Annotated in this window: 14 protein-coding genes; 5 read left to right on the forward strand and 9 right to left on the reverse strand. The window is 40.2% G+C overall.

Features of this window, described 5'->3' with window-relative positions:
* Nucleotides 1-4 precede the first annotated feature (4 nt).
* The 8 genes from infC (ABWP91_RS04835) to fos form a co-directional block, all read right to left on the reverse strand.
* Nucleotides 5-544, reverse strand: coding sequence for a translation initiation factor IF-3 (infC, locus tag ABWP91_RS04835; RefSeq protein WP_219249470.1), 540 nt, complete (start codon nt 542-544; stop codon nt 5-7).
* Between the two features lie 405 nt (nt 545-949).
* Nucleotides 950-1,489, reverse strand: a complete 540-nt coding sequence (gene infC / locus ABWP91_RS04840) for a translation initiation factor IF-3 (RefSeq protein WP_353242564.1) — start codon at nt 1,487-1,489, stop codon at nt 950-952.
* Nucleotides 1,490-1,492: 3 nt separating this feature from the next.
* Nucleotides 1,493-3,421 (reverse strand): threonine--tRNA ligase, encoded by a 1,929-nt coding sequence (gene thrS, locus ABWP91_RS04845; RefSeq protein ID WP_353242291.1) that lies wholly within the window; start codon nt 3,419-3,421, stop codon nt 1,493-1,495.
* Between the two features lie 258 nt (nt 3,422-3,679).
* Entirely contained in the window at nt 3,680-4,267 is a 588-nt protein-coding gene (locus tag ABWP91_RS04850) for a hypothetical protein (protein ID WP_353242292.1), read from the reverse strand.
* 70 nt (nt 4,268-4,337) lie between these two features.
* Entirely contained in the window at nt 4,338-4,787 is a 450-nt protein-coding gene (locus tag ABWP91_RS04855; protein ID WP_353242293.1) for a methyltransferase family protein, read from the reverse strand.
* Between the two features lie 100 nt (nt 4,788-4,887).
* Nucleotides 4,888-5,286, reverse strand: a complete 399-nt coding sequence (locus ABWP91_RS04860; protein ID WP_353242294.1) for a hypothetical protein — start codon at nt 5,284-5,286, stop codon at nt 4,888-4,890.
* 149 nt (nt 5,287-5,435) lie between these two features.
* The gene (locus ABWP91_RS04865) at nt 5,436-5,945 is read right to left on the reverse strand and encodes a GNAT family N-acetyltransferase (protein WP_353242295.1); all 510 of its coding nucleotides are present in this window, start codon (nt 5,943-5,945) and stop codon (nt 5,436-5,438) included.
* A gap of 17 nt (nt 5,946-5,962) precedes the next feature.
* On the reverse strand, nt 5,963-6,376 hold the full coding sequence (gene fos / locus ABWP91_RS04870; protein ID WP_353242296.1) for a fosfomycin resistance glutathione transferase: 414 nt from the start codon (nt 6,374-6,376) through the stop codon (nt 5,963-5,965).
* Nucleotides 6,377-6,838: 462 nt separating this feature from the next.
* Here fos and ABWP91_RS04875 point away from each other — a divergent pair, with 462 nt between their 5' ends.
* Nucleotides 6,839-7,543 carry a MarC family NAAT transporter gene (locus ABWP91_RS04875; RefSeq protein WP_353242297.1) on the forward strand — a complete coding sequence of 235 codons (705 nt, stop codon included), beginning with the start codon at nt 6,839-6,841 and terminating at the stop codon, nt 7,541-7,543.
* On the opposite strand, the gene ABWP91_RS04880 is transcribed toward ABWP91_RS04875, so the two are convergent.
* On the reverse strand, nt 7,537-8,196 hold the full coding sequence (locus tag ABWP91_RS04880) for a transglycosylase SLT domain-containing protein (protein ID WP_353242298.1): 660 nt from the start codon (nt 8,194-8,196) through the stop codon (nt 7,537-7,539). The two genes, ABWP91_RS04875 and ABWP91_RS04880, sit on opposite strands and share 7 nt — an antisense overlap.
* A gap of 275 nt (nt 8,197-8,471) precedes the next feature.
* Here ABWP91_RS04880 and ABWP91_RS04885 point away from each other — a divergent pair, with 275 nt between their 5' ends.
* The 4 genes from ABWP91_RS04885 to ABWP91_RS04900 are packed head-to-tail and all read left to right on the forward strand — an operon-like array spanning nt 8,472 to nt 12,012.
* The gene (locus ABWP91_RS04885; RefSeq protein WP_353242299.1) at nt 8,472-9,383 is read left to right on the forward strand and encodes a metal ABC transporter substrate-binding protein; all 912 of its coding nucleotides are present in this window, start codon (nt 8,472-8,474) and stop codon (nt 9,381-9,383) included.
* Nucleotide 9,384: 1 nt separating this feature from the next.
* Nucleotides 9,385-10,275, forward strand: coding sequence for a manganese/iron ABC transporter ATP-binding protein (locus tag ABWP91_RS04890; RefSeq protein WP_353242300.1), 891 nt, complete (start codon nt 9,385-9,387; stop codon nt 10,273-10,275).
* Nucleotides 10,272-11,153 (forward strand): metal ABC transporter permease, encoded by an 882-nt coding sequence (locus ABWP91_RS04895; RefSeq protein ID WP_353242301.1) that lies wholly within the window; start codon nt 10,272-10,274, stop codon nt 11,151-11,153. Before ABWP91_RS04890 ends, ABWP91_RS04895 begins: the two co-directional genes overlap by 4 nt.
* A complete protein-coding gene (locus ABWP91_RS04900) occupies nt 11,146-12,012 on the forward strand; it encodes a metal ABC transporter permease (RefSeq protein WP_353242302.1) in 867 nt (288 codons plus the stop codon). The genes ABWP91_RS04895 and ABWP91_RS04900 overlap by 8 nt, the downstream gene beginning before the upstream one ends.
* The last annotated feature ends 51 nt before the right edge of the window (nt 12,013-12,063 follow it).

The following is a 12,063-nucleotide window of genomic DNA, read 5'->3' on the forward strand; positions in this document are numbered from 1 at the left end:
CTAATTATTTCTTCTTCGGTGCTAGCACCATAATCATTTGACGCCCTTCAATTCTTGAAGGAAATGATTCAACAGTAACTAACTCTTCCAGATCTTGTTTGATGCGGTTAAGCATCTCCATACCGATCTGTTGGTGAGCCATTTCACGACCACGAAAACGCAGTGTTACTTTAACTTTATCACCATCTTCTATGAAGCGGATCAGGTTGCGTAGTTTGACCTGATAATCGCCTTCATCCGTACCAGGGCGGAATTTAAGTTCCTTCACCTGAACAACTTTTTGTTTCTTTTTCTGCTCTTTTTGAGACTTGCTCTTCTCATAAAGGAATTTGCCGTAGTCCATAATACGACAAACTGGCGGTTCAGCATTTGGACTGATTTCAACAAGGTCTACACCTGCTTCTTCAGCTTTTTCAAGCGCTTCACGCGCGCTCATAATGCCTAACTGTTCACCGTCTAAACCTGTTAAACGGACCTCAGGAACACGGATTTCATCGTTGATACGATTTGGACGTGTTGTTGGGATTCTTTTTCCGCCTTTAATACTTCATTCCTCCAACTGGATAAAGAGATTTGCATATTCTCTCAAGCATATACACCCGTTATATTATTAAAACCTAACGTGCGTACGATATTCTTTGTTCGTCGGCGTTTATAAAAACCGACAAAGCGATTCGACCGCGGATTTTAATGCTTCTTGCCCAATTACTCAAGTAAATCTTGAAATAATTCACGCTAATGTATTTGAAAACTTAGCGTTTGCGTAAGATTTTTAATCTCAGGAGGGTCGAAACTATCAATTTCATACTCAATTTCATACTCAATTTCATACTCGGTTTTACACTCAAAAAAGCGCAACGAGCATACGTAAAGCTATCTCATTTTACTGAAAAAATACGTTAAACAGCGCCCAAATGAACGCTGTTTAACTATTACCATACTGGCTTAATTATTTTTTCTTTGGTGCCAATACCATGATCATCTGGCGCCCTTCAATTCTTGAAGGGAATGATTCCACTGACGCCAGTTCATCCAAATCAGCTTTAATACGATTAAGTACTTCAAGACCAATTTGTTGGTGAGCCATTTCACGACCACGAAAACGCAGCGTAACTTTGGCTTTGTCACCTTCTTCCAAAAAGCGAATTAGACTACGCAGTTTAACTTGGTAGTCCCCTTCGTCTGTTCCTGGACGGAATTTAATTTCCTTCACTTGAACAACTTTTTGTTTTTTCTTTTGTTCTTTCTGAGACTTACTCTTCTCATAAAGATATTTACCGTAATCCATAATACGGCAAACCGGCGGCTCAGCATTTGGGCTGATTTCGACTAAGTCGACACCTGCTTCCTCTGCTTTAAAGAGTGCTTCACGCACACTCATGACGCCAAGTTGCTCACCGTCTAAACCAGTGACACGGATTTCAGTCGCACGGATCTCGTCGTTAATACGATTTGGACGTGCTGTTGGGAGTTTTTTTCCGCCTTTAATACCTTATTCCTCCATCTGATTGAGTTGACGACTGCGGATCTCTTTTAGCAGTTCAGTCGTGAATTCGTTGACATCAATGCTGCCTAAATCTTTACCACGACGGGTACGTACGGCAACTTTACCTGATTCAACTTCTTTATCACCACAGACTAACATATAAGGGACACGACGCAGTGTGTGTTCGCGGATCTTAAAGCCGATTTTCTCGTTACGTAAGTCCGCTTTCGCACGAATGCCAACACTTTGCAGCTTGCTTACTAATTCTTGAACATAGTCGGCTTGGCCGTCTGTAATGTTCATAACAACCACTTGTTGTGGTGCTAACCATGTTGGGAAGAAACCTGCATACTCTTCAGTTAAGATCCCGATGAAGCGTTCTAATGAACCCAACACTGCACGGTGGATCATAACAGGAACGATGCGTTCATTGTTTTCGCCCACATAGGAAGCTGTTAAACGACCCGGTAAAAAGAAGTCTAACTGAACAGTACCGCATTGCCATGCACGGTCAAGGCAGTCGTACAGTGTAAACTCAATTTTCGGGCCGTAGAATGCGCCTTCACCCGGCTGATATTCAAATTCAATACCTTTTGATTTCAGTGCATTCGCTAAATCTTCCTCAGCCTTATCCCACATCTCATCAGTACCGATGCGTTTTTCAGGACGAGTTGACAGTTTAACGACAATTTTCTCAAAACCGAATGTCGCATAAACGTCATAAATCATTTCAATACAGCTAGTCACTTCATTTAAGATTTGCTCTTCAGTACAGAAGATATGCGCATCATCCTGCGTAAAGCCACGTACACGCATTAAACCGTGCAGTGCACCTGATGGCTCATTACGGTGACAGCTACCAAACTCTGCCATACGCAGTGGTAAATCACGGTAAGATTTTAAACCTTGATTGAAAATCTGTACGTGACCTGGGCAGTTCATTGGCTTAACACAATATTCACGGTTTTCAGAAGATGTAGTGAACATCGCATCTTTGTAGTTTTCCCAGTGACCTGTTTTTTCCCACAGTACGCGGTCCATCATGAATGGGCCTTTAACTTCCTGATAGTTATATGCTTTCAGCTTTGTACGTACAAAAGTTTCCAGTTCACGGAAGATTGTCCAACCATCGTTATGCCAGAATGCCATACCCGGCGCTTCTTCTTGCATGTGGTATAAGTCTAACTGTTTACCAATTTTACGGTGATCGCGTTTAGCAGCTTCTTCTAAACGTAATAAATAAGCCGCTAATTGTTTTTTATCAGCCCATGCTGTGCCATAAATACGTTGCAGCATTTTGTTATCGCTGTTGCCACGCCAGTAGGCACCTGCCACTTTTTGTAATTTAAAGTGGTGGCAAAAACGCATATTCGGTACGTGCGGGCCACGGCACATATCCACATATTCTTCGTGATGATATAAACCAGGGCGGTCGTCTTGGCTAATATTTTGATCCAAGATTTCGACTTTATAGTCTTCGCCACGGGCAACAAATGTCTCGCGAGCTTCTGCCCAAGAAACACGTTTTTTCACCACGTCATAATCTGTTTTGGCAAGCTCAAGCATACGCTTTTCAAGCTTTTCCAAATCTTCCTGAGTCAGCATATGGTCTAAATCGATATCATAGTAAAAACCATTATCGATAGTTGGACCAATAGCCATTTTGGTGTTTGGCCATAATTGTTTGATTGCATGACCCAATAAGTGGGCACAAGAGTGACGAATAATTTCGAGTCCGTCATCATCTTTACTCGTAATAATGGACACGTTTGCATCATGTTCAATCATTTCACATGCATCAACACGTTCGCCATTGATGCGACCAGCGATACATGCTTTTGCTAAACCCGCGCCAATATCGCGAGCCACGTCCATCACAGAAACAGGATGGTCAAACTGACGCTGACTTCCATCAGGAAGAGTAATAACAGGCATTAAAAAATCCTTATCAGCAGTGGTGACCCACACGCCAGATCACTTGCTTGATTATTCCAAAGTTTATAAATCAATACGTTACTAACGATTTCTCACTTCACTGTGCGAGATATGTACACAATTATAGGTAATTTAAATCAACAAAAATTGATACATCGCTAGTTACTCAATTATCAATGATAACACAGACATATTTTATGGCGATAGCGCAAAGGCGTTTATTGTGTCTCAATACATGAAGAATCAACACCTTCCCGATTAAATGGCGAATAAACTCTCCAAGGCAGGAATTCGTTTTTCTTTTTTCACGAATGAAAGGCGATACCAATGTGATCCACTAGGTGCGACTAATTCTTCAGTAATAATCTTATTTTGTTTAATCGCGATATAGTTTTGAAGGGTATTCCATAATGAATACAAAATATATGCTTCAAAGATTAAAGCGAATACCTGCACGTAAATAGCATTCACAAAATAGATTTGCTGAAGAATATACACAAAAAGTATAGCTTGAATAAGCGCTCTTAAAATAAGTGCGTTACCAAAGAATGAGTGTCCCTGTTGTAAAATAGCAAAACAAGGGTTCGCTAAAGATTGTCTTTTCTCTTCAACTGGAATGCCTTGGATATAAACCATCCAATCCGAAATATCACTGTTTTTTAAAATAAGCCCCTTTTCTTTCATTGCATGAATTTTAAAAGAAACGACGACTGCCCATACCACACCGATAGCCAGCAAATACACAATAAACCCACTAACTGAAAAAAAACCCAGAAACAGGCTTATTACAATCAAGCACGCTAATTTTCCTGAGTTAATCCAAAATGGTGCAACTTGATAGTTCATTGATATTCCTAATAATCAAATCAAAAAGTAATGATTAATATAATTGATAAAGCGTCTCATTAACATTATTTTATAACCAACGTCGAGTCTGTTTGCGATAACGTTCCCATTCTTCACTGAATGTAACTGATAAAAAGCGTTCTTCTTGCGGGATGGTATACAAATCTGTCATCAACCAAAAGACGAGCCCTGAAACTAAAAAGTAAGGTGAATGCGCAAAAAAAGCCAATGCTAAGCTCATGGAAGTGAACGCTAAATACATTGGGTTTCGGGATAGTCGATAGGGACCATTAGTAACAAGGTGCGTTGCTTGAACACTAGGATTTGGCGATGTTTTATGTTTATAAAAATAAAATAAGCTTGTTGCCACCCAACTGACACTTTCAAGCGCAACTAAGATACCGAGGATCCCCATCCAACCTGAAAACTGCCAAACTAAAGCATCGTGTTTGAATAAGAAATAAACCGCTACACCATTGGCGACTAGCCAGTTTAATAATGGGTATTTTAAAATTCTCATTATGCTGCCTTTAACTCTAAATGAGGTTAATCAGCATATCATAAAACAACGAGGGAACTTTGTGTTGTCTATTGTGACGTGGAATAACAAACTCAAAAAATTAATTACTGTGCCCTAATGAAAACACACTCTTTAAGCCTTCTAATTTACTGTATTCCTGTTGGCATACCATATTACGAACATCTGAAGGCATCGAGTCTACCCTAGCTTGTATATTTGCTAGTTGTTCATCCAGACTGTTCATGCCTTTTATATCCACAACATCCTGATTCACCTTCAGGTAATCAGCAAAACTTTGCAGGTTATTTTGCAAACTATCGCAAACATTATTGCTGACAAGACCTTGAGGTAATACAGAACTTAATGATGCCGGGATCACCTGTGACAAACTGGGGTAAATATTTTGTTTCCATTGCTGAGGAAAAACAATGAGCATTATTGCGATAGCTAAAATAATTAACATTGATGTTCCAGCAAACGTCGCTATCAGCTTTTTCATTCTCAATCCTACAATTCAAAATAACTTGAGCATAGGATATACAATTGTGCGTAAAGCAATTTTTAAAATTAAAAATACTTTGTAAAGAAAATTCTAGCGACTTTCGGCTATTTAAAGAAACCTTATCTTTCCAATTTAATGAGACGGTTTTAAGCTAATTGCTTATAAAAAAGTGTCGTCCCTTCAAATTGACCTTGTGAATTAACCACAAAGCGTGGAATTTCACCAACCTCAATGTATCCTTGCTTTCGATATAACGCTGATGCGACATCTTGACTACGGGTATCAAGCACTAATAAAGTCCGATGATTTTCCCATGCTATTTTCTCGGCATAATTGAGTAACTCCGTTGCAATCCCGCGTTGCCGAAATTGGCTATGGACCATCAATTTTTCAACATCACCACGATGCAGCCCATTCGCTTTTAAGCATAATGCAATTTGTATAGCACCTACTATTTTCTCATCTTCAATACACACCATAAGAAAACGTTTTTTTTGCATTAAATCTGACTTTACTTGTTGCCAATAACCCAAGGCTTCATCAATAGATAAAGGTGCGAGAAACCCCACAGAAGCACCATGTTCAACACTATCAATGAGTAACCGGACCAGTTGCTGCTCATCATTGTCTATTGTAGAAAGCGTTAAGATTCCCATGTTAACCTTATTATTAGTTAATAAAATTCCATGCCGTCATAAGGTGCGAATTGGCAACTTTTTAAACGTTGGTTTAAATCACCAACATGTAACTCTAATTTATGTCCATCTGGATCGAGAAAATAAAAAGAGTCCCCTTCACTCTTATTTTCTTTCCACATCATAGTTTCGTTTTCTTTTAGCGCATTGACCAGCAGAGGGAAGTTAGCCTTCGATATGGAAAATGCATAGTGAGTGTAATCTGTTTCACTTGGTGATGAATATCGACGTGATGTATCAACGGACAAGCACAGCCATAAATCACCACACGAAATATACGCCCCATTTTTCCACTTAGCGTGTAATTTCATACCTAATAATGATTGATAAAAATAAATGCTTTTAGATATGTCACTTACGGCCAACGTTAAATGATTAATGCCAGTCAGCATAAACTTTCTCTCTTTTTATTTATTAAAAAAATATCTTTTAACGAATTTACATAAATTATCAGTAAATCACATTGCAAAGGATATACTGTTTAACACATCGACATTAGACAACCTGTTAATAGATGCCCTTGACCTTTTTATGACCCCCATAAGAAGGTTTTTTTTTGCCTATCAAAATTGCATACTTTTAGCACAAGCAGCTATCCAATTGTAAGTTAAGTATTTATCTAGGTTATTCACAAATGAATGCGGCAGTTATCCACAGTTAATGTGAACAACTCAAGCCATTCGCTGATGAATTATAGTACGCACTTATCCCTAATATTCATTGCATTTATTCCGATTCAATAATAAAACATTTATGTAACTAAAAATGCTAAGATACAGATCTATAACAATTTTTGTTATTATTTAGGATAAGGAAACTCACTTACATTTATTAGGAGCTTGAATTTAATCACTATGACAAATTTCCTAGAACTCTTTCAAGCCGTTGGTATTGGCCTTGTTTTGCTCCTTCCTCTTGCTAACCCATTAACAGCAATTGCGGTCATGTTGAGCATTTCAGCCAATATGACTAAAGAGCAACGCAATCACCAAGCTTTTCTCGCCTCAATCTATGTTTTTGCCATAATGACCATTGCTTTTTATGCTGGCCAACTTGTGATGAATACATTTGGTATATCAATACCAGGTTTACGTATTGCAGGTGGGTTAATTGTTGCTTTTATTGGTTTTGGTATGCTGTTTCCTAATAATGATTCATCAGATGATTCATCTACAACACCATTAGATGACCCGAGTGTGCCCAAAAAACGCCAAGAATCACCAAATATCGCCTTTGTTCCTTTAGCTATGCCAAGTACCGCGGGGCCGGGTACCATTGCGATGATCATCAGTTCAACCGCATCGCTGCAAGGGAACGTAACCTTTGCACCTTGGGTGCTTAAAGTGGCGCCCATCATTACCTTTCTTTTAGCCAGTTTAATTGTGTGGATTGGTTTGCGAGGCGCAACGTCAATTATGAGATGGTTAGGAAATAGTGGTATTGATGCGATTGCTCGCGTAATGGGCTTTTTATTAATTTGTATGGGAGTGCAATTTGTTATCAACGGTATCGTTGAAATTATCGCGCAACTCCCACACTTATTAACGGAATATCAATAAGACATCGCTAAGGCATTGTAAGCATTTTTAACTTTCCACAAATAACGTGGGGCTTGCGGTGCTGGGTGCTTAGATTGTACATGCTGATAAAATTCTTCAGGTGATAAATTGTTAATCATCGCTATCGCCCTACCTTTATCGTTATCAAAGGTTCTTAGTAATGCTCCAGCCCCATTCACGTATGCAACAACCGTTGCGTAATACAGTGTTTGTGGGTGGTTTATTCCTGCAAGGTGCTGGTCTCTTAATATCCGAATATAGGCTGTGCCAATATCGATATTTTTCCGAGGGTCTTTTAAATCACTGGAGCTGGGTTCGCCAGATTTACCTTGGAAACGATAAGCATCACGCCCTGCTGTTGAGGCTTTAATCTGCATTAAGCCAATCGCATTCGATTTGCTCACTACTTCTGGCCTAAAATTAGATTCAACCTCAATAATTGCCCTAATAAGCGTTTCATCGACGCTATAACGCGATGCAGAGTCGCGAATGAATTCATCAAACGGCGTTCGTGGGAATGAGGTATTTTGTGCTGTTGTTGGCAACCTGTTTTGGTCATCCAACATCCGCGTTTTCGTTGTTTGCCTATCTGGCTCACTGGAGCAACCGGCAAGTAGCAGTAGCACAAAAGCACCGCTGATTATTTTTTTCACTGTTGTATCCTCTGCTATCAAAGCCAACGGGAGAATAACTAATCCCAAGAAAAATAAAATAATTTTTACTTAACTTTTACTTCAGGACGTGTTTTAGTCATACAAATTAATAATGAGTGATAAAAACCAATAATAACTATAGATGCAATTCCTCATTTTTTATGTTTATTTTTACAACTGATATTGATAATCATTATCAGTTGAGTTATAAAATGGAATTGTTATAAACCATACTGTTAAAAAATGTTAAGCCTAAAATGTCAGGGTCAACTTTTATGAAGAAGAATTTATCTCGATTATCTGCACCTTTACTCACCACCGTATTTGCATTAGCTGCAATGCTCTTTATTAGCCAACCTGCGTTTGCTAAAAAATTTAAAGTGGTCACTACGTTTACCATCATTCAAGATATTGCTCAAAATGTAGCCGGAGACGCGGCAATTGTCGAGTCAATTACAAAGCCAGGTGCTGAAATTCACGGGTACCAACCCACACCAAAAGATATTATGAAGGCATATGATGCCGATTTAATCCTATGGAATGGCATGAATTTAGAGGTTTGGTTCCAACGTTTCTTCGAAAACCTCAAAAATGTCCCTGCGGTCATTGTTACCGAAGGTATTGAACCAATGCCAATTCGCGAAGGTGAATACAAAGATAACCCAAATCCGCATGCTTGGATGTCTCCTGCGAATGCAAAAATTTATATCGAAAACATTCGCCAAGCATTGGTTAAATATGACCCTGAGAATGCTGAAACCTACAATACCAATGCCAAAAACTACACGCAACAAATTGAAGCCCTTGACGCGCCACTGCGTGAACGTTTAAACCGCATTCCAGAAAATGAGCGCTGGTTAGTATCCAGTGAAGGTGCATTTAGCTATCTAACGAAGGATTATGGCTTTAAAGAAGTCTACTTATGGCCAATCAATGCGGAAGAGCAAGGCTCGCCACAGCAAGTCAAAAAAGTGATTGATACCGTACGTCAATATAATATCCCCGTTGTATTTAGTGAGAGCACTATTTCAGACAAACCTGCCCGCCAAGTCAGTAAAGAGACAGGGGCTAAATACGGCGGCATTCTATACGTGGACTCACTTTCTACCGCAGATGGCCCTGTACCAACTTATATCGACCTGTTAAAAACCACTGTAGACACGATAGCTAAAGGATTTTCACAGTAATATGAATCACTCTAATCAGTTTGAGCACCCAAATTTGGTCGTTGACGATGCAACCGTGACATACAACAACGGTCACACCGCAATTTATGATGCGAGTTTTAATATCACAGGTGGCTCTATTTGTGCACTCGTTGGGGTAAATGGTAGTGGTAAATCGACGCTATTTAAAACTATTATGGGGCTCGTCACCCCATCATCTGGTAGCGTCACATTAAATGCTCAACCTATTAAAGCGGCGTTAAAAGAGAACGTCATCGCCTATGTTCCACAAACAGAGGAAGTTGACTGGAATTTTCCTGTTCTGGTATCCGATGTGGTCATGATGGGGCGCTACGGGAAAATGGGTTTTTTCCGTATCCCCAAAAAAGAAGACAAAGACGCCGTGAAGATGGCGCTTGAGCGTGTTGACCTCGCCGGTCTTGAACATCGGCAAATTGGTGAACTTTCAGGTGGGCAGAAAAAACGGGTTTTTTTGGCTCGTGCCCTTGCCCAACAAGGTAAAGTTTTACTTTTAGATGAACCGTTTACAGGTGTCGATGTAAAAACTGAAAATGCCATCATCGACCTGCTTCGCAGCTTACGTGATGAAGGGCATTTAATTTTGGTTTCTACACATAACTTAGGGAGCGTTCCCGAGTTTTGTGACCAAGTCATTTTGATTAATCGTACTGTATTAGCCAGTGGCCCAACGGAAACCACGTTCACCCAAAGAAACCTTCAGCAAGCCTTTGGTGGTGTTCTACGCCACATCAACCTGTCAGGGCAAGAACTGCATGACGATGATGACCCGCGTTCAATTACGGTTATTACCGATGATGAACGAGCGGCTGTTTTCTATGGTCATGATCACGATGCACCGGTGAGAAAAAATCAGCCAAAGGGTGAAGAATGATTGATTTGTTATTAGAGCCTTTTAAATACGATTTTATGATAAAAGCCATTTGGGTGAGTGCCATTGTCGGTGCCGTCTGTGCGTTTTTATCCGCGTATTTAATGTTAAAAGGCTGGTCATTGATGGGAGACGCTCTTTCCCACTCTGTTGTTCCCGGGGTGGCAGGGGCTTATGCATTAGGCTTACCTTATGCTGCGGGTGCTTTTTTTACGGGGATCCTCGCTGCACTTGCCATGACATTGATAAAACATTTAACTCGTCTGCGTGAAGATGCTGTTATCGGCTTTATCTTTTCCACGTTCTTCGCCGCAGGCTTATTAATTGTTTCATTGAACCCAACATCGGTAAATGTGCAAAGTATTATCTTCGGTAATATTTTAGGGATTGCGGATGCGGATGTGCTTCAAGTTGAAATTATTATCGGTGTATCATTCATCGTTTTATTATGCTTATGGAAGGACCTTTTAGCTGTCTTTTTTGATGAAAGCCACGCGCGTTCCATTGGTTTAAATCCATTACGCTTAAAAATCATTTTCTTTACATTATTAAGCGCTTGTACCGTTGCCGCGCTGCAAACCGTTGGGGCAATCTTGGTGATTGCAATGGTTGTCACGCCAGGTGCTACAGCCTATTTATTGACAGATCAGTTTAAACGATTGTTAATTATCTCTGTAGCCATTGGTACTGTTACCAGCGCAGTTGGGGCGTATATCAGCTACTACCTTAATGGGGCTACGGGCGGATTAATCGTCACGTTACAAACCATTATTTTCTTATTGGCTTTCTTCTTTGCACCAAAGCACGGTATTTTTGCCTCTCGTCGCAAGGCGAAAAAAGAAGTGGCTCGATTACACCAGCAAGGAGCCTCTCATGAGTGATTTTATTGACTTATTGATGGCTCCCTTCGCCTTTCCGTTTATGCAAAAAGCGTTAATTACCGCCATCGTAACAGGCACTGTGTGCGCTATTTTATCTTGCTTTTTAGTGTTAAAAGGCTGGTCACTCATGGGGGATGCCATTTCCCATGCCGTTTTACCGGGGATCATTATTGCTTCTCTGCTCGGTATTCCTTTGGCTATTGGGGCATTCGCTTCAGGGTTATTCTGCGCTGTCGCGACGGGTTACCTCAAAGAAAATAGCCGAATAAAAGAAGACACTGTCATGGGGATTGTATTTTCAGGGATGTTTGCCATCGGTTTAGTGATGTTCGCCAAAATCGATACAGAGCAGCACCTAACGCATATCCTATTTGGTGATATTCTGGGGATCACGGACAGTGAATTTAAACAAATATTACTGTTTGCTGGGATCACCATTGCAATCATCTTGCTAAAACGCAAAGACTTTATGCTGTATTGCTTTGACCCGAACCAAGCCCGCGTAATTGGCTTGCCCGTTAAGTTGATTCATTATGGACTGTTGTCGTTATTGGCCTTAACCATTGTGGCATCACTGCAAGCCGTTGGGATCATTCTTGTTATTGCCATGCTGATTTCGCCGGGGATTATTGCGTTCGTTCTTTGCCGTAGTTTTGGCAAAATGCTGATCGTCGCCATTATCGCCTCAGTCACATCTAGCGTGATTGGCACTATTCTTAGCTTCCATATTAATGCAACGACAGGGCCAACCATTGTTGTTACTCAAGCCATTTATTTTGTTATTGCCTTAATCTATAGCAAGTTGGTGTTAGCGCGTAAACGGAGTCAAACAAATCCCCAAAGTATGCACACTGCATAAACTGAAGTCATATTATCATCTAAAAAGGCTGAGCTAACCTGTTGTTAGATC

Origin of the sequence: Providencia sp. (assembly GCF_040396775.1) — a bacterium.
GTDB lineage: Bacteria > Pseudomonadota > Gammaproteobacteria > Enterobacterales > Enterobacteriaceae > Providencia.

What these genes read in the sequence shown, in the direction of transcription:
- thrS (WP_353242291.1), bottom strand. Translation starts at nt 3,421, where the DNA reads ATGCCTGTTATTACTCTTCCTGATGGAAGTCAGCGTCAGTTTGACCAT.
- ABWP91_RS04850 (WP_353242292.1), bottom strand. Translation starts at nt 4,267, where the DNA reads ATGAACTATCAAGTTGCACCATTTTGGATTAACTCAGGAAAATTAGCG.
- ABWP91_RS04855 (WP_353242293.1), bottom strand. Translation starts at nt 4,787, where the DNA reads ATGAGAATTTTAAAATACCCATTATTAAACTGGCTAGTCGCCAATGGT.
- ABWP91_RS04860 (WP_353242294.1), bottom strand. Translation starts at nt 5,286, where the DNA reads ATGAAAAAGCTGATAGCGACGTTTGCTGGAACATCAATGTTAATTATT.
- ABWP91_RS04865 (WP_353242295.1), bottom strand. Translation starts at nt 5,945, where the DNA reads ATGGGAATCTTAACGCTTTCTACAATAGACAATGATGAGCAGCAACTG.
- fos (WP_353242296.1), bottom strand. Translation starts at nt 6,376, where the DNA reads ATGCTGACTGGCATTAATCATTTAACGTTGGCCGTAAGTGACATATCT.
- ABWP91_RS04875 (WP_353242297.1), top strand. Translation starts at nt 6,839, where the DNA reads ATGACAAATTTCCTAGAACTCTTTCAAGCCGTTGGTATTGGCCTTGTT.
- ABWP91_RS04885 (WP_353242299.1), top strand. Translation starts at nt 8,472, where the DNA reads ATGAAGAAGAATTTATCTCGATTATCTGCACCTTTACTCACCACCGTA.
- ABWP91_RS04890 (WP_353242300.1), top strand. Translation starts at nt 9,385, where the DNA reads ATGAATCACTCTAATCAGTTTGAGCACCCAAATTTGGTCGTTGACGAT.
- ABWP91_RS04895 (WP_353242301.1), top strand. Translation starts at nt 10,272, where the DNA reads ATGATTGATTTGTTATTAGAGCCTTTTAAATACGATTTTATGATAAAA.
- ABWP91_RS04900 (WP_353242302.1), top strand. Translation starts at nt 11,146, where the DNA reads ATGAGTGATTTTATTGACTTATTGATGGCTCCCTTCGCCTTTCCGTTT.